Origin of the sequence: Acinetobacter sp. NIPH 2699 (assembly GCF_022549355.1) — a bacterium.
Classification (GTDB): Bacteria; Pseudomonadota; Gammaproteobacteria; order Pseudomonadales; family Moraxellaceae; genus Acinetobacter.
This window is the reverse complement of record NZ_JAKZGL010000001.1, coordinates 358,055-380,289: the sequence shown is the minus strand read 5'-3', so window position 1 is coordinate 380,289 and position 22,235 is coordinate 358,055. Positions and strand designations below refer to the sequence as shown.

Annotated in this window: 23 protein-coding genes and 1 pseudogene; 7 read left to right on the top strand and 17 right to left on the bottom strand. The window is 39.8% G+C overall.

Annotated elements, in window-relative coordinates; genetic code table 11:
* Positions 1 to 61: 61 nt before the first annotated feature.
* On the bottom strand, positions 62 to 1,279 hold the full coding sequence (purT, locus tag MMP72_RS01870; RefSeq protein WP_241314028.1) for a formate-dependent phosphoribosylglycinamide formyltransferase: 1,218 nt from the start codon (positions 1,277 to 1,279) through the stop codon (positions 62 to 64).
* 120 nt (positions 1,280 to 1,399) lie between these two features.
* Positions 1,400 to 1,789, bottom strand: a complete 390-nt coding sequence (locus tag MMP72_RS01865) for a tautomerase family protein (protein WP_241313965.1) — start codon at positions 1,787 to 1,789, stop codon at positions 1,400 to 1,402.
* Between the two features lie 103 nt (positions 1,790 to 1,892).
* On the opposite strand from MMP72_RS01865, the gene MMP72_RS01860 reads away from it, so the two are divergent.
* Positions 1,893 to 2,357, top strand: a complete 465-nt coding sequence (locus tag MMP72_RS01860) for a hypothetical protein (protein ID WP_241313964.1) — start codon at positions 1,893 to 1,895, stop codon at positions 2,355 to 2,357.
* Between the two features lie 22 nt (positions 2,358 to 2,379).
* Here MMP72_RS01860 and MMP72_RS01855 read toward each other — a convergent pair whose 3' ends face one another.
* Entirely contained in the window at positions 2,380 to 3,084 is a 705-nt protein-coding gene (locus MMP72_RS01855; RefSeq protein WP_241313963.1) for a Crp/Fnr family transcriptional regulator, read from the bottom strand.
* Between the two features lie 106 nt (positions 3,085 to 3,190).
* On the opposite strand from MMP72_RS01855, the gene MMP72_RS01850 reads away from it, so the two are divergent.
* Positions 3,191 to 3,724, top strand: coding sequence for an Mpo1-like protein (locus MMP72_RS01850; protein WP_241313962.1), 534 nt, complete (start codon positions 3,191 to 3,193; stop codon positions 3,722 to 3,724).
* A 149-nt stretch (positions 3,725 to 3,873) separates the two neighbouring features.
* Here MMP72_RS01850 and ychF read toward each other — a convergent pair whose 3' ends face one another.
* The 7 genes from ychF to MMP72_RS01815 all read right to left on the bottom strand — a co-directional run bounded on the left by ychF (position 3,874) and on the right by MMP72_RS01815 (position 11,770).
* Entirely contained in the window at positions 3,874 to 4,965 is a 1,092-nt protein-coding gene (ychF, locus tag MMP72_RS01845; RefSeq protein WP_241313961.1) for a redox-regulated ATPase YchF, read from the bottom strand.
* A 367-nt stretch (positions 4,966 to 5,332) separates the two neighbouring features.
* On the bottom strand, positions 5,333 to 5,992 hold the full coding sequence (locus MMP72_RS01840; RefSeq protein ID WP_241313960.1) for a methionine ABC transporter permease: 660 nt from the start codon (positions 5,990 to 5,992) through the stop codon (positions 5,333 to 5,335).
* Complete coding sequence (locus tag MMP72_RS01835; RefSeq protein ID WP_241314026.1) at positions 5,973 to 7,043, bottom strand: methionine ABC transporter ATP-binding protein; 1,071 nt, start codon at positions 7,041 to 7,043, stop codon at positions 5,973 to 5,975. Before MMP72_RS01835 ends, MMP72_RS01840 begins: the two co-directional genes overlap by 20 nt.
* A gap of 11 nt (positions 7,044 to 7,054) precedes the next feature.
* Positions 7,055 to 7,885 (bottom strand): MetQ/NlpA family ABC transporter substrate-binding protein, encoded by an 831-nt coding sequence (locus MMP72_RS01830; protein WP_241313959.1) that lies wholly within the window; start codon positions 7,883 to 7,885, stop codon positions 7,055 to 7,057.
* 24 nt (positions 7,886 to 7,909) lie between these two features.
* Complete coding sequence (locus MMP72_RS01825; RefSeq protein ID WP_241313958.1) at positions 7,910 to 9,322, bottom strand: LLM class flavin-dependent oxidoreductase; 1,413 nt, start codon at positions 9,320 to 9,322, stop codon at positions 7,910 to 7,912.
* Positions 9,322 to 10,545: an SfnB family sulfur acquisition oxidoreductase gene (locus MMP72_RS01820; RefSeq protein ID WP_241313957.1), complete on the bottom strand. Its 1,224-nt coding sequence runs from the start codon at positions 10,543 to 10,545 to the stop codon at positions 9,322 to 9,324. The genes MMP72_RS01825 and MMP72_RS01820 overlap by 1 nt, the downstream gene beginning before the upstream one ends.
* Positions 10,546 to 10,558: 13 nt before the next feature.
* Positions 10,559 to 11,770 (bottom strand): SfnB family sulfur acquisition oxidoreductase, encoded by a 1,212-nt coding sequence (locus MMP72_RS01815; RefSeq protein ID WP_241313956.1) that lies wholly within the window; start codon positions 11,768 to 11,770, stop codon positions 10,559 to 10,561.
* 359 nt (positions 11,771 to 12,129) lie between these two features.
* On the opposite strand from MMP72_RS01815, the gene MMP72_RS01810 reads away from it, so the two are divergent.
* Positions 12,130 to 12,900: a glutathione S-transferase family protein gene (locus tag MMP72_RS01810; protein WP_241313955.1), complete on the top strand. Its 771-nt coding sequence runs from the start codon at positions 12,130 to 12,132 to the stop codon at positions 12,898 to 12,900.
* 267 nt (positions 12,901 to 13,167) lie between these two features.
* Complete coding sequence (locus MMP72_RS01805; protein WP_241313954.1) at positions 13,168 to 13,551, top strand: hypothetical protein; 384 nt, start codon at positions 13,168 to 13,170, stop codon at positions 13,549 to 13,551.
* Between the two features lie 148 nt (positions 13,552 to 13,699).
* Here MMP72_RS01805 and rtcA read toward each other — a convergent pair whose 3' ends face one another.
* The 5 genes and pseudogenes from rtcA to MMP72_RS01780 all read right to left on the bottom strand — a co-directional run.
* Complete coding sequence (gene rtcA, locus MMP72_RS01800) at positions 13,700 to 14,746, bottom strand: RNA 3'-terminal phosphate cyclase (protein ID WP_241313953.1); 1,047 nt, start codon at positions 14,744 to 14,746, stop codon at positions 13,700 to 13,702.
* A gap of 258 nt (positions 14,747 to 15,004) precedes the next feature.
* Complete coding sequence (locus tag MMP72_RS01795) at positions 15,005 to 15,463, bottom strand: DIP1984 family protein (protein WP_241313952.1); 459 nt, start codon at positions 15,461 to 15,463, stop codon at positions 15,005 to 15,007.
* A 12-nt stretch (positions 15,464 to 15,475) separates the two neighbouring features.
* Positions 15,476 to 15,853, bottom strand: coding sequence for a hypothetical protein (locus tag MMP72_RS01790; RefSeq protein WP_241313951.1), 378 nt, complete (start codon positions 15,851 to 15,853; stop codon positions 15,476 to 15,478).
* Between the two features lie 4 nt (positions 15,854 to 15,857).
* Complete coding sequence (locus tag MMP72_RS01785) at positions 15,858 to 17,126, bottom strand: RtcB family protein (protein WP_241313950.1); 1,269 nt, start codon at positions 17,124 to 17,126, stop codon at positions 15,858 to 15,860.
* 292 nt (positions 17,127 to 17,418) lie between these two features.
* Positions 17,419 to 17,526, bottom strand: a pseudogene (locus tag MMP72_RS01780) (MBL fold metallo-hydrolase); the annotation flags it as partial.
* 117 nt (positions 17,527 to 17,643) lie between these two features.
* Here MMP72_RS01780 and rtcR point away from each other — a divergent pair.
* On the top strand, positions 17,644 to 19,245 hold the full coding sequence (rtcR, locus tag MMP72_RS01775; protein WP_241313949.1) for an RNA repair transcriptional activator RtcR: 1,602 nt from the start codon (positions 17,644 to 17,646) through the stop codon (positions 19,243 to 19,245).
* Here the strand turns inward: rtcR and MMP72_RS01770 are convergent, their stop codons facing one another.
* Complete coding sequence (locus MMP72_RS01770) at positions 19,246 to 20,316, bottom strand: DUF2157 domain-containing protein (protein WP_241313948.1); 1,071 nt, start codon at positions 20,314 to 20,316, stop codon at positions 19,246 to 19,248.
* Positions 20,317 to 20,406: 90 nt separating this feature from the next.
* Positions 20,407 to 21,036 carry a hydrolase gene (locus MMP72_RS01765; RefSeq protein ID WP_241313947.1) on the bottom strand — a complete coding sequence of 210 codons (630 nt, stop codon included), beginning with the start codon at positions 21,034 to 21,036 and terminating at the stop codon, positions 20,407 to 20,409.
* Between the two features lie 124 nt (positions 21,037 to 21,160).
* On the opposite strand from MMP72_RS01765, the gene yaaA reads away from it, so the two are divergent.
* Both yaaA and MMP72_RS01755 read left to right on the top strand, forming a co-directional pair.
* The gene (gene yaaA, locus MMP72_RS01760) at positions 21,161 to 21,943 is read left to right on the top strand and encodes a peroxide stress protein YaaA (RefSeq protein WP_241313946.1); all 783 of its coding nucleotides are present in this window, start codon (positions 21,161 to 21,163) and stop codon (positions 21,941 to 21,943) included.
* A gap of 21 nt (positions 21,944 to 21,964) precedes the next feature.
* Entirely contained in the window at positions 21,965 to 22,228 is a 264-nt protein-coding gene (locus MMP72_RS01755) for a hypothetical protein (RefSeq protein ID WP_241313945.1), read from the top strand.
* The last annotated feature ends 7 nt before the right edge of the window (positions 22,229 to 22,235 follow it).

The following is a 22,235-nucleotide window of genomic DNA, read 5'->3' as shown; positions in this document are numbered from 1 at the left end:
TCTATCAAAGTCCCTCTTTATCAAAGAGGGTGAGTTGTGATTGTAACAATGCAAGGAAATGTTAAGCGTTTGTTTTTACGCTCACTTGGTCAGCCGCTTGTTGTGCGAGTTCACGTGCTAAATCTGTGCTTTCGGCACGAGCAGTGGCAACCCCCATACGGCGGCGTTTAAAACCTTCAGGCTTAGCAAATAAGCGTAAGTCCGTATTTGGATTAGATAAAGCAAGATTCAAGCCAGTAAAACTTAGATTATTTGAATCGACGCCTGCATAAATCACTGCACTCGCGGCAATGCTATGACGGGCTGTGTTGACAGGTAAACCTAAGATTGCACGTGCATGAAGCTCAAATTCACTTTGGAATTGTGATGCTAAAGTGACTAAACCTGTGTCGTGTGGGCGAGGTGAGACTTCACTGAACCAAACTTTATCACCTTTAATAAACAGCTCTACCCCGAAAATACCACAGCCGCCTAAAGCAGTTGTTACTTTATTGGCAATCCGTTTTGACTCTTGCAATGCAGCAGCAGTCATGGCTTGAGGCTGCCAGCTTTCGACATAGTCACCCGCATCTTGGCGATGTCCAATCGGATCACAGAAGTGAGTTTCGATTTCCCCTGTTTCTGGATTTTTAGCGCGGACAGTTAACAAGGTAATTTCAAAATCAAAATCAATTTGTGATTCAACGATCACTGTACCTTGATTGACACGGCCACCTTGTAAGGCATATTCCCACGCAGCATCCACCTCATCAAAACTTTTTACCCGAGATTGACCTTTACCAGAAGAAGACATCACTGGTTTTACAAAATTTGGATAACCGATATCATCACAAGCAGCACGGAAGCTTTCTAAGGTATTTGCAAAGCGATAAGCAGAGGTTGGCAGGCCCAGTTCTTCGGCAGCTAAGCGACGAATCCCTTCACGATTCATGGTGAGGTTGACCGCTTTGGCCGAAGGAATCACAGTTGCAGTTTGACTTTGTTCAATTTCAACTAAAACTTCAGTCGCAATGGCTTCAATTTCAGGAACGATTAAATTCGGTTTGATTTTTTCAATCAGTTTTTTTAGCTCAGTTGGATCAGCCATATTCAAGGTATAAGCAAAATGTGCAACTTGCATGGCAGGTGCATGATCATAACGATCCGCAGCATGGACTTCGACACCTAAGCGTTGTAAAGAAATTACGACTTCTTTCCCTAGCTCCCCAGAACCTAACAGTAAAACCTTAAATGCAGAAGATTGAAGTGGAGTTCCAAGAGTGACGCTCATGCGAATAATCCTATCCTGAGTAATTTGTGTTTAAGCATAGCAGAACTTTTTGTTGAATTAAGTGCTAATTGACACAAAAAATATGCTTTTTGTTAGACAAAAATATGATTTAAAGCCGTACTTTTCTATTTAGACATTCACTTGATAATTGAGTTGCAATTCATCAGCATTTTGTCCACGTATGCCCCAGTGAGATTTTGGTGTTTCAAAAATTGTGATTTCGATATCTTGAGGAGAAATACCGCATTGTTGTTGAATATTGGAAAATATTGTTTGAATCAGTTGTTTCTTTGCTTCAGTTGTCCGACCTTCGAACATCGAAATTTCAATAATCATATAGTGGTTACTACGATCATTTGGGTAAATAAAATCTGCTTGTTCTAATGCAATAAAACGCTGAAATTTCTTTTCTACAGGATAATTTAAACTGCTAACTAAGGCGTGATGAATTGCATCAGACAGTTGGATTTTAAACTGATCTAAAGTTTGGCGAAGAGCATAAATTTTTATTTGTGACATATAGAGATTGATCCATAGCTGAGGTGGAATATGAATAACAATGATTGAGAATTATGCTTAAATTGACTAGCATAAAGCCTAAATGTTTCATTGACGATTTGATATGTCTAATCTTAATACTCGCGTAGCGGTAATGATGTTGTGTAGCACTTTTTTATTGGCTGCATGCGGTAATTCGAACAACGAAACTGAAAAAAAGGTTGAGATTAAACCTGCGCCGAAACTAACCAATGATGCAACCAGTTATGCGAATGCAGCTTGGCAACTGATCAATGAAATCGATCCAATTGTTTACCATAAACAAGTTGATGATATCGAAGACAAAGTCAGAAAGCCTTTGCGTCAACTCAGCACAGATTGGCGGATCAATGTCAAAATGACTGACTCAGTTACCGAAGGCAAGTATGCACTTTGTCGCAAAGCTCTGACCAGTTTGGATAGCTGGGCAAGAGATGTGAGAGATAATGCAAATGCAGCCGCACAAAAGCAAGTAAGCTATGAACGTGATAAAGCGCAATGTAACGATGCCATTGAGAATCCAGCATTGGGGAATACATCACCTAAATAGAAAAGTGCGAGGAAGCCACTTTTTATGTTTTTAAATCGCAAACAGAAGCGAGTTTTCTCAATTTTTCTAGATCAATGACTTCAATCTTTTTAAAGCCAAGTTGAAGGACACCTTGCTTCTCAAATACGTTTAGCTCTTGATTCACCGTCTGCCTTGAAACTGTTAACATATTTGCGAGCTGATCTTGCGATATATGAATGTTGAAGTCCAGAATGGAGGAGCGGCTGCCATAGCCCTCTAGAATAAAGAGTAAACGTTGAGCGAGGCGTTGAGTAATACTTTGAGTCTGAATAGCGATTTGCTCTAAAAAGACATAGCGCAGTTTTTGGCTGGTGAGCAGGGCAAAGTAATACCAATAATACGGATTTTGTTCCAAGAGTTGATTTAACTGTTGCGCGGGTATTTGTAAAACCACACTTTTTTTCAGTGCAATTGCATCATGTGAGCGCGGTTGTTGATCAATCAGTGAAATCTCACCAAACCACATGATTGGCTCTACAATGGCAGCAATGGCTTCATTGCCATTCACATCGATATAGCCCAAACTGATCGAGCCTTCGAGTACGCCATAGACCCCATCAAAGTTATCTTGGGCACTAAACACTGCCGCATTTTTTTCTATCGTATGTTGTTTGCCCTGTTGAACAATAAAATTATGAAATGGTTCGGCTAGATGCTTAAACCACGCGTTTTGCTGCAAATGCTTGATGTAAATTGCGTCTAACACAATATTTCCTTTACTAATAATAAATCCATTTGTCAGCTACATGACAACTTCGTGGCGCTATTCCTTATAGATTAACAGCATAAACGAATTTTGTGAGGAATGAGAAATGACAAATTTGGAACGTCTACTCAGTCAATATGCTGCTTATCATTTAGACCGAAATAATATTGTGACCCATTTTGTGGGTATTCCTTTAATTGTTTTCTCTATTTTATGTTTAACTGCTCGTGCTGGCATAGATATATCAGGTTTTTCAGTAACGTTGGCTATGCTGCTTATTGTTTTAAGTACGATTTACTATATTTCACTCGATAAGTTGTTTGGCATACTCATGCTGATTTTATTTGTATTGGTTTATCCATTTGCTGTAAAAATCGCAGCTTTACCAATGTGGAGCTGGTTAGGTGCAAGTATTGGTATTTTTGTGGTCGGTTGGCTATTACAATTTGTTGGGCATTATTTTGAAAAGAAAAAACCTGCTTTTGTGGATGATTTGGTTGGTTTAGCGATTGGACCACTGTTTGTCTTGGCTGAGTTTGTGTTCTTACTCGGTTTCCGCAAAGCATTACATCAGCGTATTTTGCAAGAAGCACAGACGAAACGTGCAGAAATGGATATGAAAGCCAAAACGGTTGTTTAAATTAGACCTCTTTCATTATTATTGACACTCTCTTTGTATTTCTTCCACAGGGAGAAATAGGGATTTATGAAAGAAGTCTATTACCAATTTAAGCATAAAAAAAACCGCCAACAGGTCAGTATTGGCGGTTTGGAAATCAGAAAACTGATTTATACGTTAAAACGGAAATGTAGTACATCGCCGTCTTGAACGATATATGTTTTACCTTCTAAACGCCATTTACCTGCTTCTTTCGCGCCATTTTCACCGTTGAATTGGATGAAGTCATCGTATGCGACACATTCTGCACGGATAAAGCCTTTTTCAAAGTCAGTATGAATCACACCAGCCGCTTGAGGAGCTGTAGCACCGACTTTTACTGTCCATGCACGTACTTCTTGTACACCCGCAGTAAAGTAAGTTTGTAAGCCAAGTAACTTATAACCTGCACGGATCACCACGTTTAAGCCCGGTTCTTCCATACCCATGGCTTCTAAAAACTCAGCACGATCTTCATCTTCTAATAATGAAATCTCAGCTTCAATCTGGTTGCAAAGTGGTACAACAATCGCATTTTCTTCAGCAGCCAATTTTTGTACAGCTTCAAGATGTGGATTGTTCTCAAAACCATCTTCAGCCACGTTGGCAATATACATGGTTGGTTTAAGCGTCATTAAACCAAAGCCACGAACAGCTTTACGTTCATCATCAGAAAGGTCAGCCGCACGTGCTGGTTTACCTTCATCCAGTAATGGTTGGATTTTTTCTAAGACTGCTTTGGTGGCAATCGCTTCTTTATCGCCACCTTTTGCTGATTTTGTTAAACGCAAGAGCGCTTTTGCAACAGTATCAAGGTCTGCAAGTGCAAGTTCAGTATTAATCGTTGCGATGTCGTCTAATGGGTCAATTTTACCATTCACGTGAATCACGTTTTCATCTTCAAAACAACGAACAACGTGTGCAATTGCATCAGTTTCACGGATATTAGCAAGGAATTGGTTACCTAGGCCTTCACCTTTAGATGCACCAGCAACTAAACCTGCAATATCAACAAATTCCATTGTTGTCGGCAGAATACGTTGTGGTTTTACAATTGCAGCAAGTTTATCTAAGCGTGGATCGGGTACAGGAACGATGCCTGTATTGGGCTCAATGGTACAGAACGGAAAGTTTTCAGCAGCAATGGCTGCCTTTGTTAATGCATTAAATAATGTAGATTTACCTACGTTTGGCAGACCAACAATACCGCAATTAAAACCCATGAAACCACTCACAAATGTGTTATTTAAAAATTGTTGCTGATTTTACATGAAAGCCATGACAAAGTCAGGTCATGGTTGGGGTCTATTGACATTTCGTCTATGTTTGCGACAACGCGTGTTTTTTAGATGATGCCAGGCGTGAGGTGCAAAATTCAGTCATTCTCAATGCGCGACTCACAACAATGCAGTGGCAAAAAACTCGCTTGTCCCGATGGGTTGTAACTAAAATGATCTCAGACTTCGTTATGAAACTTGAAAATAGTCTCGCTATTCTCTTCATTTCATGCCTCGTCTGCTCCATTTTAGTTTACAACGCAAACGATTTATGAATTGTCAATAGACCCCTGCGTGGATTATCAATTTGGAGCTAAACTTTGCGTTTATCCAGTTGTTTGGCAATATGATCGCCTGTGCTTTGTATCAACATGACTAACACGATCAGCACTAAAATCACCGCCAACATCACTTGCATATCAAAACGTTGATAGCCATAACGGTAAGCAATATCACCCAGACCACCTGCGCCAATGGCACCTGCAATCGCAGAGGAACTGATCATGGTGACAATGGTCACCGTAAAACCCGCGATAATGCCGGGTAAAGCTTCAGGAAGCAGCACATGCCAAAGAATCTGTTTGCGGTTACAGCCCATAGCTTGTGCTGCTTCAATTAAACCTTGATCCACTTCGCGTAGACTCACTTCTGCAATTCGAGCAAAAAATGGAATCGCAGCAATGGTTAAAGGTACGATTGCTGCTGATACACCATAGCTCGTTCCGACAATCCAGCGGGTCAATGGAATCATTGCCACCATTAAAATCAGAAAGGGAACTGAACGGGTAATATTAATCACCCAACCCAAGGATTGATTAATTTTTTTGGATGGATAAATACCAAAATCAGAGGTACTGACCAGAACTAAAGCGATGGGTAAGCCAATCAAGAAAGCGAAAATAGCAGAGACACCCACCATGACTAAGGTATCTGTCGTGCCTGTCAGGAGCAGATCAATGAGTTGGTTTGGCATAACCGATCACCTCAAGTTGCGTAATTGCATGATGTTGTTTTGTGCTTATGTTTTTTACATCCAATTCAAGATTAGAAATCCCGATGACGAATGACCCAATGGTATGTTGTTGAATGGTGCCAATTTGGCTGTGATAGACCTGAACTGGACTGTTAAAGAAGTTAAGCAACTCGTATAGGTCAGGAACAGATTTGGATTCACTGACATATTTTAGCTTTAAGATTTGATGGGTACTGTGTTGATCAATCGTTTTACTTAATTCAAATGGTAGATTGAGCTGTTCTAAATTGAGTAACTCCTGTGTGATCTGTTGCTGTGGATTTGAGAATACTGACCAAACTTGACCTGATTCCACAATTTCACCTTGATCAATGACCACCACCTGATCACAAATTTCTTGGATGACCTGCATTTCATGGGTAATCAAGACAATGGTTAAGCCCAAATCACGATTAATTTGCTTCAATAAGGCCAGAATATTGGCGGTACTTTCAGGATCAAGTGCCGAAGTAGCTTCATCGCAGAGTAAGATTTCAGGATGAGACACCAACGCTCGTGCGATGCCAACACGTTGTTTTTGACCACCAGAGAGTTGAGCAGGGTAATCATGCAATTTATCTTGTAATCCAACCAGACTAAGCACTTCATTGACACGTTGCTCAATTGCAGCTTTTTCATAACCTGCAATACGCAGCGGAAGTGCTACATTTTCCGAGACGGTTTTCGCTGACATGAGGTTAAAGTGCTGGAAAATCATGCCAATTTTTTGGCGAGTTTTGATCAGTTCCGCATGACTCAGCTCAGCGATATTGTGTTGATGGATTAAAATACTGCCTGTATCAATCGACTCTAAACCATTCAGTGTGCGTAATAGCGACGATTTTCCTGCACCACTTTTCCCAATAATACCGACAACCTGACCTGTAGGAATATCTAGATTGATTTCTTTTAATGCATGTAAGCGTTGTCCCTGAACATCATAAAACTTATTTAAACCCCGTATTTTCAGATGTGGGACTGAAAAATCAACCTGTGAACCAAAACTCACCATCATTGTTCTCCTTATTTCCAACCAGGAAACCAAAGTTTTGAGCCGAAGTCCTCATCTAGAGCCGCTTTAACTTTTGCTGAGTTTTGATAAATATCGACAAATTTTTGTAATTTATGATCTTTGTCCTGATAGTCATCACGAACCACAAATAAAATGGCATAACGTTTATTGGTATTGTCATCAAACAATAACGCACTTTCAGGATCAGCCGTTTTCGCAAGGCGTAAATAATGTGGATAGCCAAAGGCTAAATCGACATCATCAATGGCACGGGCAGTTTGCGGACCTTCGACTTCAACAAATTTTAAGTTTTTAGGATTGGCAGTAATATCTTTTAAAGCAGAGAGATGATTATTGCTGTCTTGTAGTTCAATTAATTGAGCTTGTTGCAAAAGCAGTAAGGCACGACCTTGATTTACAGGATCATTGGGAATGGCAACGTTTGCACCATTTGGAAGTTCATCAAAGCTTTTATATTTTTTTGAATATAATCCGACATGTGAAGCTGCACCAGCAGCAAAGGATTTTAATTTAAAGTTAGTTTCCTTAATCGCATTATCTAAAAAGGGCTGATGCTGAAAAAAGTTTGCATCAATGTCGCCATGATTTAAGGTGATGTTTGGGGTATTCCAGTCAGAAAATTCCACCAGCTTGACATTCAAACCTTGTTGCTTGGCTTCGTCCACAGCAGCTTGCAAAGGATGAGCAAAAGAGGGACTGATACCAATCACCAATTCACTGTTATTACTTTGTCTTTGTTTATTCCAAATAAATAAAGCAATGATTAGGGCAGCAATGACGAGACCGATGCCAAGCCATCTTTTAGAAGTTGTTTGAGCCATGTTTTTCTCCAATATTTTAAAAAGTTAAGCGCTTATGTCTTCAATTATTTTCAAGTTATTTGTAGGGGTATGTGTGCGACATCGGAACTGATGTACAGGATGATTTGCCGCTAAATGATCGCCCTGAGCAAAAAGTTTGTTGCGTAGAGAGCCTGTTGCATATTCAGTTTTATAACGTCCGCGTTGCTGTAATTCTGGAATCACCAGTCGAATAAAGTCATGATGTGATTCAGGTGCAACGGTGCGGGTCAGGTTAAAACCATCAATGCCTGTTTGATCTATTAAATCAATTAGATATTCAGCAACTTCAGCACCACTCCCCACAATCAGGGGATAACGGCCACCTAAAACATGCTGTGCTTTTAGATCATTTTTGCTAATACGTTGCTCTTTAAACTTTTCATTGACTGAGGCAATGCTATTGCTCTTTTGATAAGGAATCGCTTCATCATCGGCAAACTTCGCCAGATCAATACCGACTGAACTTGCATAATGTGCCAAGCCTGCTTCAGGGCTGGCAAATTGGCTGTATTCATTGAGCTTTTGCTGGGCGAGATCATGGGTTTCTGCGGCCACAACGGTAATGCCGACAAAGATTTTAATGTCATCTTCATGACGACCTTGTTGTGTGGCTTGTTGCCGAATTTTAGTGACTTGCTGACGAATCTTTTCAGGTTGATCACCGCCAATAAAAATACATTCTGCATGACGCGTCGCAAACTGTAGGCCTTTCGGGGAAGCACCTGCCTGAAATAAAGTTGGGGTACGTTGCACAGATGGCGCAACCTGAAACACGCCCTGACTTTGATAATATTGCCCTTGGTGATCAATCGAGTGGACTTTGTTGGGATCAGTAAAAATACGCTGTTGTTTGTCTTTCTTTAGTGCGTCATTTTCCCAAGAACCTTCCCAGTATTTATAACAAAGCTGTAAAAACTCCTCTGCCTGATCATAACGGGCATCATGGTCTTTTAAGCCTTTCTGCCCAATTAAGCGTTCAGCACTGTCTAAATAGCCAGTGACGATATTCCAGCCCAAACGACCACGAGTTAAGTGATCGAGACTGGCAAAACGCCGTGCAAACTGATAAGGATGTTCATAGCTGAGGTTGACGGTCACACCAAAGCTCAGGTTTTGAGTCACCAGCGCCATTGCTGAAATCAGGGTAGAGGGGTCATGGCTTGGCAGTTGAATAGACTCTTTTAAGGTCAGGTCAATGCCATTTTGATAGACATCGTAAACTCCTGTAATGTCAGCCAGAAACAAGCCATCAAATAAACCTTGTTCTAAGGTCTGAGCCAGTTCCGTCCAATAATTCAGTTCATTAAAACGATGTGACTGATCTCGAGGATGTGTCCATAGCCCATGATTGATATGACCCACACAGTTCATATCAAAGGCATTCAGCAAGATTTGTTTTGGGGCACTTTGATTCATTACAAAGTCCCCCGACGTGGTGGCAGAATGCCATTCAAGACGTAATTGCCAATAAAATAGTATTTCCAGCGTGCCGCATCATGTAGGGTATGCACACGAGCATTACGCCAATAACGATCTAAGCCATCTGAGCGTTGGCTACCGCGACTACCTGCCAGTTCAATCAGTTTAGATGCAGCTTTTAATGCGGTTTCAGTACTATGCGCACGAATTTTTGCCACATCAATCGAGGCTTTTGCCAGAGTTTCAGCATTCAGATTTTCTTTAGCGGCATCAATGGATCGGGCAGCTTGTTTCAGTAATAGTTCGCTGGCTTTGACATCGGTTGCAACACGACCCAACTCAGACAGTGTTAATGGATCTTGGGTAGCGGATTCGATATTGGCATCAATCCATGGACGAGCCACACGAACACGTTGCAGTGTTTCTTCAAAGGCAGCACGGGCAATCCCGACTTCAATGGCGGCATGCATTATTTGCGCAAATGGTCCAACCAAAGACAGTTGTTTAAATGCTGTATCAAATGGAATCACATCATCTTTTTGAACAAAAACTTGATTAAATTTAACTGTACCACTGCCCGTATTTCGCTGACCAAAGCCAGACCAGTCATCAATCAGTTCTAAGCCTTGGCTGTCTCTTTGTACGAAAGCCAGAAATTCACGTCCTGTTTCATCAACGACCAGCGTAGGAATACGATGGGCAAATAAACTGCCTGTGCAATAAAACTTTTCACCCTGAATGAGATAGCCTTTTTCACTTGCCTCAATGGTTGTTTGCTTATGCGCAGAGGTACGTGTTTTAAACTCGGCAAGGGCATTACCAAAGCGAGCACCTTGTAACACCTCTTGATAAAGTCGCTGCTTTTGATCTTCTGTGCCTGTATTGCGTAAAACTTCTAAGGCATAAAAATGGTTTTGCGGAATCTGACCAATTGAGCCATCAGCCCCACTGAATAATGCAATTACTTTGGCAACGGTTAAGCTCGAAACCTCAGCACCGCCATATTGTTTTGGTACTGTGATTGCCCATAAGCCTGACTGACTAAATGCTTCGATTTCTGTAAAAGGTAGTGTTCGGTTGGCATCACGTTCAACCGCATTTTGTTTGAATTGTTGGCTCAATTCTGTTGCGATTTCTAAAGCTTCTGCATCCGTTTTAATCACATGGGCAGGCTGAAAATTGGATTTGGCGAAGCCTTGTAACTCTTGATATGAGGTCATGATCATTTACTCCTTAAATCCAAGCATGGCGGGCGGGGTGCGTACCATTGAGGTAATAGTCACCAATCGCATGAAACTTCCAACGCACAGGATCATGCAAGGTATGCACACGGGCATTGCGCCAATGCTGGTCTAGGTTGTGTTGACTCAAGCTCGCTCGGCTGCCACCAAGTTCAAGTAGTTTTTCAGAGATATGTAGTGCTGCATCATTGGCATAAATTTTTGCTTCGGCAACCAGAATGGATGCTTTAGCCGCTTGTTCAGCAGAAATCTCTGTGACTTGATCCAGTTCATCCAAATACTCGGCTGCGTCATCCAGTAATAAAATGGCTGCATCAAGTAAGATATTCAGTTTGCCAACTTCATGTAGGGTGTAATGTTCTTCACTGGCTTTTTCTACGCCAGAGTCGATAATCGGGCGTGCTTTACGGATACTGGATAAGGTGTCGTCAAAGGCTGCCTCAGCAATACCGACATCAATTGCAACTTGTAAAAGCTGAGAATAAGCACCGCGAACATTTGGGGTATCGGCAATGATTCGCTCATCAAAAAATAAGGCTGGATCAACCTCTACTTGGGTGAGTCTGACTGTTCCACTGGCAGTGGTACGTTGACCAAAGCCATTCCAGTCATTAATCACTTCGACACCATTTGCATGTCGAGCAATGATTGCCAAAACGGTATAACCCTCTGGATGCTGTGCTCGGATCGCTAACCAGTCCGCAAAGCTGGTGCCAGTAGAGTAGAATTTCTCACCGTTTAAAAAATATTTGCCATTTTCAAGGCGTAAAGTGGTTTGGATAGCTTTGGTATCTCTGGAATTTTTCTCAGGACCACCATTGGCAATACGTTTGCCTGCAAGAATTTCTGAATAGATAAACTGTTTTTGTGCTTCTGAACCTGTGATATTAATAAAATTTAATAGACCGAATTGGTTTTGTGGAATTTGCCCGACATTGGCATCGGCCTTACTTAAAATGCGAAACACATGCGCCAAAGTTTTATTCGATACAAATGCACCACCATATTGTTGCGGAACACGAACGCCTCCTAAACCTTTTTGGCTAAACGCAATGATTTGTTCCGTTGGTAAAATACGATTTTGATCGCGGTGATTTCTTTCTTCTAATGCAAAGTCAGCAACTTGATAGGCAGCATTGATTGCCTGCTGATCATTTGAAATCAGTTGTACTTGGGGGTGGATCACTGATTGATGACTGGACATGATAGTACCTCTAATAGATAAGAGGCACTTTACAAAAGTTTTACTTTTCCATTAAACCATCAGTTATGGCTTATATATCACAATAAATCTTAAGCATTTTTTATGAGAGAAATAACATAAAAATAGATATGTGATTGGTATATAAAACATGTGCTTAGCGTAATCTGTAATTTACCAAACGGTACTAAAAAGCATTTTTCTATGAAAGAAATGAATAATCTCACCAAGAATATTTATAAAGCGATCTCGCATAAATTAGAAAAGATAGAGAAAAAAGGACATTGTATTCATTAGCTTTTACTTCTAAAGTAGGGCAAAGCTTATGTTTGAACCAATAGAAAAATAACTCAGGAATGTTTATGCGGATTTTATATCAATTTCCTTTGTCCCATTATTGTGAAAAAGCGCGTTGGTTGTTAGATCATAAAGAGTTGGATTATGTGGCACAGAATTTGGTTCCAGGTGTTCATCGTGCGTTTACCTATTTAAAGTCTGGGCAATATTTATTGCCAATGCTGAAAGATGACAAACGCTGGATTGCTGATTCAACACAAATTGCTTTGTACCTTGATGAGACTTATCCTGAGCATGCGCTTTTACGACGTGATGAGCAATTGCGTGATCAAGCTTTGGAAATTGACAAACTGTCAGGTGAGCTGGGTATTCATGTTCGTCGTTGGTCCTTAGCACAAGCGCTCACGATTGGAGATCATCCATTAGAAATTATGATGGGCGAGCAAGGGTATTTACGTCAATTTGAAAAAATCTCTAAACCCATTCTAAAAAGTTTGGTCTCAACCAATTATAAGTTAAACCCTGAAAAAGTGGCTCAATCCAAACTGCGTATGACTGAGTTGATTACTGATCTAAATCAAAGATTAATTGATAATCAAGGACGCTATTTGGTTGGGGATCGTCTTGGTTTGGCTGATATTTCAGTATGCTCAATACTTGCGCCCTTATTGCTTATTAAAGGTACGCCGTGGGAATTGGAAAATGATGATATTGAACAATTTACAGGTGAACTCAAAGAATATCATGACTATTTATTAGACCTACCGATTGGGCAATATGTTCAACGTATTTATGCCACTGAGCGTAATGCGCGAGTCGATTGGCGTGGTCTTTAACTTGAGTTAAATTTGGAATCATTTCTGAATAAGATTAAACTGAGTCAATTCGTTGGTTCGGTTTAAATTTATAAACGCTTAAAAAACCGAAAATGAAGCATTGGAAGATGTACATATCTAATTGGGTCTAAATTTATCAATTTAGCAAAAGAACTAAGACAATCAGCTAATCAATGAAAGACAATTGTATATATAATAATTCTTACCGTACGAGTTGGTTTTACTCTGTGATCCAGAGCTAAAAAACATAAAAATAGAGGGAATACCATGAAAAAGCTGCAATTTATAGCAGATTGCCCAAAGCATGGGGTAGTCGATCATCCACCCAATGAATGCTATATCACGCAAGAATATGTGGCTGCACTACTGTATAAACAATTAGAACAATATGGCTTTGATGCTCAACATATTCGTCACGAACATGAAAAAATTGAAGTTTGTATCGACAATCATCAATTACCTCTCTCTATACTGTGTTCTCTCCAAGATACAGAGGGACATATTTTGTGTGAGATCTCTGCAAATCCACAACAAGAACAAGTTTGGTTTGAAAAGATTGAAACTCAAAGTATTATTCGTCAACTTGCCCAAGCGGTTGAAAATAGCCTAAAAGCAGAGCATAGTTTTTCTCAGTTTGTGTGGAAAAATTAATTGCTTAGGCTTATATGGATATAAACTAATATATTGGTTTTTAATAAAAACATCATTGGGGAATTCCTGAAAGTAGAAATTATTGATTGTGATTGTTAGTGTTTGTATTTTAAAAAGATAATTGAGAAGAAGCTCAAGGATGAGCTTCTTAAACCTTTACATTAATTTGAAATAGATTTCTATCCAACTCAATAAATTCAATTTCACAATCGATAAATTTTTCAATCATGGTTGCCTGAGTGCGGGTATGTTCGCTGATAGATTGTGTGGTGAACTCGCCACCCTGACCCAATGCCAAAGGCAATAACAACTGATCCGCTAAATATTCATCCACTACAGCTTTAGAATTAATATATTGCTTCACTTGTTCCGCCAAATGATTGGCAATTTGTTCTGCACTTTTGCGCATTTCACCCAATGCTGTAAATAGTTGAGTATGATGCTGATGCTCAACTTTGACATAAACTGTATTCCCTTGGCTGATGCCATTTAAGTGAAATTGCTGCTGTGTATCCAACTTTAGTCTTTTCTTTAAAGTGGCTAATTCCCGTTGTGCGATTTGCGCTTCTTCTGAAAGATTTAATACTGCTGCAAAAGCCCCAGTAGTTTGCAAAGCACCACAATCTAATAAACTTAGCTTGTTTCGATATTGCCACGGCTGAATCTTGATTTGAATTTCACCTGCGCCAATTGGAAAGAAGCCTGCTTTATTTAACTTAAATTCGCTTTCTATTCCCATCTTTGTGAGCGTAGGTAAAAAGCAATGTTCGATAAAATCTGCTGTTGGGGCAAGTGGATTATGGGTACCACCAGAAATTGTGAGTTCACTGGCTTCATTTTGCAATAACAAAGCAGGTAATAGGGTTTGCAAAACCAGTGTTGTGCTTCCTGCCGAACCAATCTGGAATTGGTATTTTCCACTTTGTACATGTTGCGGTGCAAAGTACAGACGTTGGCTATGAAGCTCAGCACCTTCTACATACGCTTGGCTAATCTGTTGAGATGCTTCTACACAGACCAAATGTTGACGCATTAAGCCTGGTTTTTTACGCCCAGCACGAATGTTTATTAATTCAAATGCTTGACCTGTAATCATCGAAAGGGTAAGGGCCGTTCTTAAAATTTGCCCACCGCCTTCACCTTGTGAACCATCAATCTGGATGGTTGCTGGCATATTTGCCAAAGCTTTATTCACTTCTATTTTCCTTATTTTCTAATTAAATGAACATACTGTCAGTACATGGTAATGCGAAGTAACGAGTAACTTTGCTTTTGGCAAAGGTTTACTAGGTACGTGGTGCTGAGCCTGATCGGTGAAGATTGATGCACGGCTCATATGCTGCCATAGCCGCCTGAATTATTTTCAATCCCTCAGATCGGAGTAACGCAGGATCTTGTACTCGCCCAGTATGTCCAAGCTGTGATTGTGAACTAAATTCACAAAATCTGTTGCCTATTCAACTAAATCAATCTGCCAATTTGCAGCTTGAATTTTGATATTTAAATCGCGTAGTTTCGCGCTGATATCATCGGCTTGTTTTTGCAAGCTAGAAACAGGGATAATCTTCTTCCATTTGATCTCACGTGAGCTATAACGATCAGGTTCACGATGGGTATTGGCAATCGCATCAACGAGAATCTTATGTTGTTCAGCATAACTATCACGTAAGCTTAATAATGACAGCAGAATTTTGCCGTCCTCCAGCTTTGCTTGTGCATTGGTCAAATGAATACGACAAATTAACTGATTACTTTCTTGGGTTAAAGCAAATACCTGTTTGATCAGTTCATTCGGATCTTCACTAGGTTCATCACCATCTTGTACCAATACATTGGCATTGATCCGTTGTTTTAATGAAGCGAGCTTTTTTTGTTGATCGCTTCGCAGTAAAAGTGCTTCTGCGAGTTTCATTTTATTTACCTTCTATTCAATGTGTACAATGACTAATTTCGAAATACCTTCCAATTGCATACTAACTTTTGCACATTCAATAATATCTTCTAAAGTTTCATTTTCATGCCAAGTCGTCATGAAGCAGTGATTAATTGGTGGTTGATAGTTATGAAAGCCTAGATATGTTTCATCTAAAATATCATCCCAATTAGAGCACTCATGTCCTGTAACCATTGCTTGAATACACATTTTTGAATGGACAATCCGTTCACAAAGCTGATTGCGCCATTCAGGTAAAACCTGATTAGTATTGACAATCAAGATGATGTAATAAGGTTGCTCAGGCAAGATTAAAGCAATTTCTTCATTTGCTTTAATCTTACGAGTATTCAGACAATGTTTTTCCATAACTTTACCCTTTAACACAAACGACTTGTCTTAATGTATAAATTACTTCAACCAAATCTTGTTGCGCTTTCATCACATCTTCAATTGGTTTATAAGCTGATGGAATTTCATCAATCACAGCAGCATCTTTACGGCATTCCACACCTTCAGTCTGCGCAATCTGATCCTCCACAGTGAATCGGCGTTTTGCTTCGGCACGGCTCATCACACGACCTGCTCCATGCGAACATGAGCAAAAAGATTCCTGATTTCCAAGCCCACGGACAATAAAAGACTTGGCACCCATTGAACCGGGGATGATTCCATATTCTCCTAAGCGTGCGCGAACTGCGCCTTTACGAGTGACCATCACTTCTTCGCCGTAATGCTCTTCCTTTTCCACATAATTATGGTGGCAGTTTACTGCTTCCAAACGTGCTTGGAACGGTTTTGGAATAATCATTGCTAAAGCTTTAATGGCGGATTGCATCATGATTTCACGGTTTTTCATGGCAAAGCGTTGTGCCCAACCCACAGCAAACCAGTAATCATCAAAATGTTCAGTTCCTTCGACTAAATATGCTAAATCTTTATTCGGTAAATTAATAAAATGTTTTTGCATATCTTTACGTGCCAGCTCGATAAAATGATTACCAATGGCATTTCCTACACCACGAGAACCTGAGTGCAACATAATCCAAACGTGATCATGTTCATCCAAACAGATTTCTACGAAGTGATTTCCTGTTCCTAAAGTTCCCAACTGCTTTCGGTTATTGGTATTTTTTAGGCGAGGGTGTTTAGCACAGATTAATTCAAAGTCTGCAACTAAATCAGCCCAAGCCTGATCCACCATTTCAGGGGGATTTTCCCAAGAGCCACGATCTCGTCCACGTTTGGTCATTCCATGTGGAATCAAGCGTTCAAGTTCGGTACGTAAAGCATGTAAATTATCTGGTAAATCTGACGCGGTTAAGTTGGTACGAGTCGCCATCATTCCACATCCAATATCGACACCTACTGCAGCAGGGATAATCGCACCTTTGGTTGGAATTACACTTCCAATCGTTGCACCTAAGCCAAAGTGTACATCTGGCATCACGGCCATCCATTTATAAATAAAGGGCATTTGTGCTGTTTGTAGTAATTGTTGTTTTGAGTTGTCATCAACAAGTACGCCATTGGTCCACATTTTCACAGGCATACTTTTTTCATTTTGTAGAACTTGATAAGCACGTTGTTGCTGTTCTTGTTCAAATTGAGCTTGTTGATTGATTTTTTCAACGACAGACATTTTCATTTTCCTTTCAAAGCCTGCCTGCCAAGCGTTTGCAGGCAGGTGATATTCACAAGATCCCAATGATGCTGTGTGCTTATACTATTGCAGCGAGTGTGCCAATTTTTAAAAATCTAATTTAAAATTTTTTAAGATATTGATAAATAATATAAATAAAATTTTAAATATTTTTTATGAAGAGTACATGGTGTTAATTTTTTGAAAAATATATATCTAACTGAATATAAAAATATCTTAAAAGATATGTAATCTATCTTAAGTGTTATGGATAGATTACATAACAAGGGAGCTACAAGGATTTGTCGATCTTTGAAAGTCGACCTGTTTCATCTAAGCTAAATTGATCGAAATCATGGGCTAAGTAGAAATTTCCTGTATAGAAAGTTTCAACTTCTTTGTTAGTGTAGGTACACCTGAAGATGTGCCTAAAAAAGTAAAATGAAGCATATTGTTGGAATTTTTCATCAAATTGCGTATTGTATATGATAGACATATATAAAATATTATAGAAATTATGGTGAATGCAAAAAAAACCGTCGTGATTGGCTTTGTCGGTTCTACCTTAGATCAAGGAAAGCGTCCAGATCGATGGCAGCGTTGGCGTCCAACCTTAAGCCTTTTGATGCATGAAGACCTTATTGTGGATGAGCTAGTCCTATTGCATGATCGGAAACACCATAATTTAGTCAAATTTATTGCTGAAGATGCTCAGGATGTATCGCCATCGACTACAGTGTCGGGTCATCGAGTGAGTATTCGTGATCCTTGGGATTTTGCTGAGGTTTATGGGGTACTATATGACTTTGTAAAAAGCTATACTTTTGATACTGAAAACAATAACTATCTTTTGCATATCACCACAGGCACACATGTTGCTCAAATCTGTTGGTATCTTTTGGTCGATGCCAATTATTTACCTGCCAAATTGATTCAAAGTGCGCCAAATCAATTGAAAACCTCAGAAGGTGAATATCGCATCATTGATCTGGACTTGTCTCGATATGATGTTTTAAAGCAACGCTTTGAAGATGAGCAACAACAAAACTGGCAACAGCTTAAAGCCAATATTTCAACCTATAACCACGAATTTAATCAGCTGATCACCGAGGTTGAGCTGGTAGCAACCCGGTCTTGTGCGCCGATTCTGATTATGGGAGCAACGGGTGTTGGAAAATCGCATTTAGCTAAACAAATCTTTAAATTAAAGAAAGACAAGTTTCATTTGAGTGGCCGCTTTATTGATGTGAACTGTGCGACGCTACGTGGTGATAGTGCTATGTCTAGTTTATTTGGACATATCAAAGGCGCATTTACAGGTGCAGCGGCTTCACGGACAGGTTTATTAAAAAGTGCAGATCAGGGTATTCTGTTTTTGGATGAAATTGGCGAACTTGGGTTAGATGAGCAAGCGATGTTGCTCAAGGCACTTGAGGACAAATCTTTTTTTCCTGTTGGGAGTGATAAGGAAGTTCAGGCAGATTTTCAATTGATTGTAGGGACAAATAAAGATCTAAGAGTCGAAGTCCAAGCGGGGAGTTTTCGTGAGGATTTATGGGCGCGGCTGAATATATGGACTTTCTTTTTGCCGAATCTTAAAGATCGAATCGAAGATATTGCCCCAAATGTTGAGTTTGAATTGCAACGCTTTGCGACAAATCACCAACGGCAATTGCGTTTTCAGCGTGATGCACTCGATGTGTATTTGAAATTTGCCAAGTCTCGAGAAGCATCATGGCAGGGGAATTTCCGTGATTTAACCGCAAGTGTGACGCGGTTAGCGACATTATCTAGTGGCGAGCTGATCCGTTCAGAAACGGTGGAAAAGGAGATTCAGCGTTTAAAGCAGTTGTGGTCGATTAGAACCATACAAAACCAATCTAAAGACGTGGATATTCTCCTCAAATATTTAGATCAAACGCAGTTGAGCGAAATTGATGAGTTTGATCAGATTCAACTGCGTGGTGTACTTCAAGTCTGTGAAAATGCCAAGTCGATGGCTGATGCTGGACGCCAGCTATTTGCTGCTTCACGCCAGCAGCGCAATACCACCAATGACAGCGACCGAGTCAAAAAGTATTTGGCTCGGTTTGGCTTAAGTTGGGGTAATTTTCAGTAATCATTCAACTGGATGATCTTTTTTCATTTGGGATTGAGCTGGCAGAAACTCTAAGTTCCAAAGTTTCTCTGCATGTCGACCAATCCACCAGAAAGACACAGCCAGCAAAATAAAGAAGATCGCTTTATGCATACCACCCCAAAAGAACTCGAAATATTTGGTATAAAGGTTGATAAACAAGAAGGTAATACCAAAACCACGTGAAGTGGCATCGTCATGTTTTAAACCATAAACGATCGCAATGAGGGCAATAAAGCCAAATAGAATACCCCAATGCAAAAGTTCATATTGCTTAACGTTGTACCAGCTATACAAATCGCCATAATTACCAAAGATTGATAGAATCCATAAGGCAATAAACAGATATAGCAGACCCATCACATAGGTTGAATGTGCAAAATCTGTGAAACGGATGTGATGTTTAAAGAGCAGGCTGAGTCCGATTAAGACACCACCAAACAACACAAAGCGTAAAGGGTAGTTCATTCCTAAATAATACGCACCCCAGCCGGACATATAGCCTGTTTCAGTGCCAAACCATGAACCAAGGGAAAGTAGTGAAAAGACCCAGATCAGTTTGGACGGAAACCAAAAGGCAAGAGCCGCATAAATGGCAGTTGAGAGCAAAAATAATAAAGAGAAATGTCCACTACCTGTATCAATGGCTTGTCCAAAATAAGCCACGGAAGCTGCTGTGGAAAGCACACCAGCAAAAATAATGGCTTCATTACTAAACTGATGCAAGGGTTTAGTCTTACGTCGATGATAAGCAAAAGCGTAGAATGCTGCAGCAACAGCAGCAAAGATAAGGCATGGGATAATCTTTGAACTTAAAAATAATTGCTCAAGAATTGCCATTAACCATTCATCTAGAGTGATCGCCGCTATCGCAATGACAGCACAAATCATCGAAATCCAAAATGAATATTTTGCCAGTCGTTCCCAATCAAAAGATCGAATCGAGAAGCTATTATTTAAATCATTGGCAACCTCAGGTGTAATCGTTCCTTGTTGCTGCCAATATTCAATGGTGTGTTTTAAAAATAGTCCCTGTTTTTTATTTAACTTCATTACAGAACCCTAATGCCTATTCATCTGTACTGATATAACAGACATCGGATTCAAAAGAAGTATATTTTTCTTAATAATTTGTTGTTAAGCCTACAATTTTAGAAAGCGAGCGATCACTTGTCTTAATTGTTTTAGATAACCTGTAAAGAAGTGATTCGCGCCGGGCATAATGGTAATCGGGTGTTTTTGCGGTTTTGCCCAAGCGATCATGTCCGAGAGCAGGGTAATATCATCTTGTTCGCCATGCACAAATAAAATATCACCATCAATTGCAGGGGTTTTGTAATGACGTAAGTCAACCACTGAACCTGTTGGCAAGCCACATAACACTAATTGCTTTGGACGTAGCTCATTGCTGAGTTGTGCCTGACATTTTGCGAGCACATGAGAACCGAAACTAAAACCACCTGCATAGAAAGTTAAGCCTGCATGCTTTTCACGTGCATATTCAATCACAGCCATAATGTCATCAGTTTCACCATGCCCTTGGTCATGTGTGCCGTCGCTGCCCGCTAAACCACGAAAGCTCGGGCGGTAAACGACACAACCCATTTCATTGAAAATCTGAGCCAGTAAAACAGGAACTTTGTGATGAGGTGTACCACCTTGCAAAGGATGAGGATGGCAGACAACAGCAAAACCTGTGATTTCACCTTTGGGCTGATCTACAAACATTTCAATTTGACCAACAGGACCTTGGATGAATAATTGCTCAGACATAAGATACGCAATGGATAATGGAAGAATCCACTATTTTACCGATAATGAAGAATGAAAACACGAATTGGCATTAAAAATTATCAACTGTTATAGTTTCACCAAGATAAATTTATTTTGATTGATTATGCTTGCTTTAATTTCTCCTGCTAAAACACTCGATTACACCACTGCACTTCCTACAGATACACATACCCAACCCCGTTTGTTGGCGCAATCACAACAATTGATTGATGTTTGTCGAAAGCTTTCTGCGAGTGAAATTGCATCGTTGATGACCGTGAGCGAAAAAATTGCGAACTTAAATGTAGATCGTTTCCGTGATTGGAATGCAGATTTTGATTTTTCCAATGCACGCCAAGCATTGTTTGCTTTTAAGGGCGATGTTTATACAGGATTGGATGCCTACCATTTAAATGATCAAGATATCAATTTTGCACAGCAACATTTACGTATGTTGTCTGGTTTATATGGTTTGTTACGTCCATTGGATCTGATGATGCCGTACCGTTTGGAAATGGGTACTAAATTAAAGAATGTGCGTGGTCATAATCTATATGAATTCTGGGGCAGTATTATCACCGATCAAATTAACCAAGATTTAGCAAATATTGATGCGAAAGTATTGGTAAATTTAGCGTCTGACGAATATTATAAATCTGTGAATGAAAAGAACATTCAGGCAGAAATTATCAAGCCTGTGTTCTTGGATCAGAAAAATGGAAAATATAAAGTCATTAGTTTTTATGCGAAAAAAGCGCGTGGCTTAATGGCGAGATACTTGATTGAAAACCAATTGAGTCAAACAGAACAATTAAAAGCATTTAATAGTGAAGGATATTACTTTGATGCAGAAAGTTCATCAAATAAAGAACTTGTATTTAAACGGGATGAACAACACGCATCTTAAGTTTGCATTAGGCAGGGTGAGATGTTAACCAAAGAATATTTATTGAAACATGCGATTTCATCTGATCAAGTTTGTATAAAAGGGCATTTGACCGAACCTCGTAGTTATGGGGTTTATGCGTTGCCTTTAGATACAGATGGTACAAGGCGCTTTCGTTTTGGCAATCATCCTGTTCGCCAACAGGAACTTAAACATGAGTTTGGTTCCTGTACTTTATACCAACTCTTTCTTGAGCGTAAAGATGCAGAATCATTAGCCAAGTGGTTGAATCAAGAAATTCAGTGATGATTGA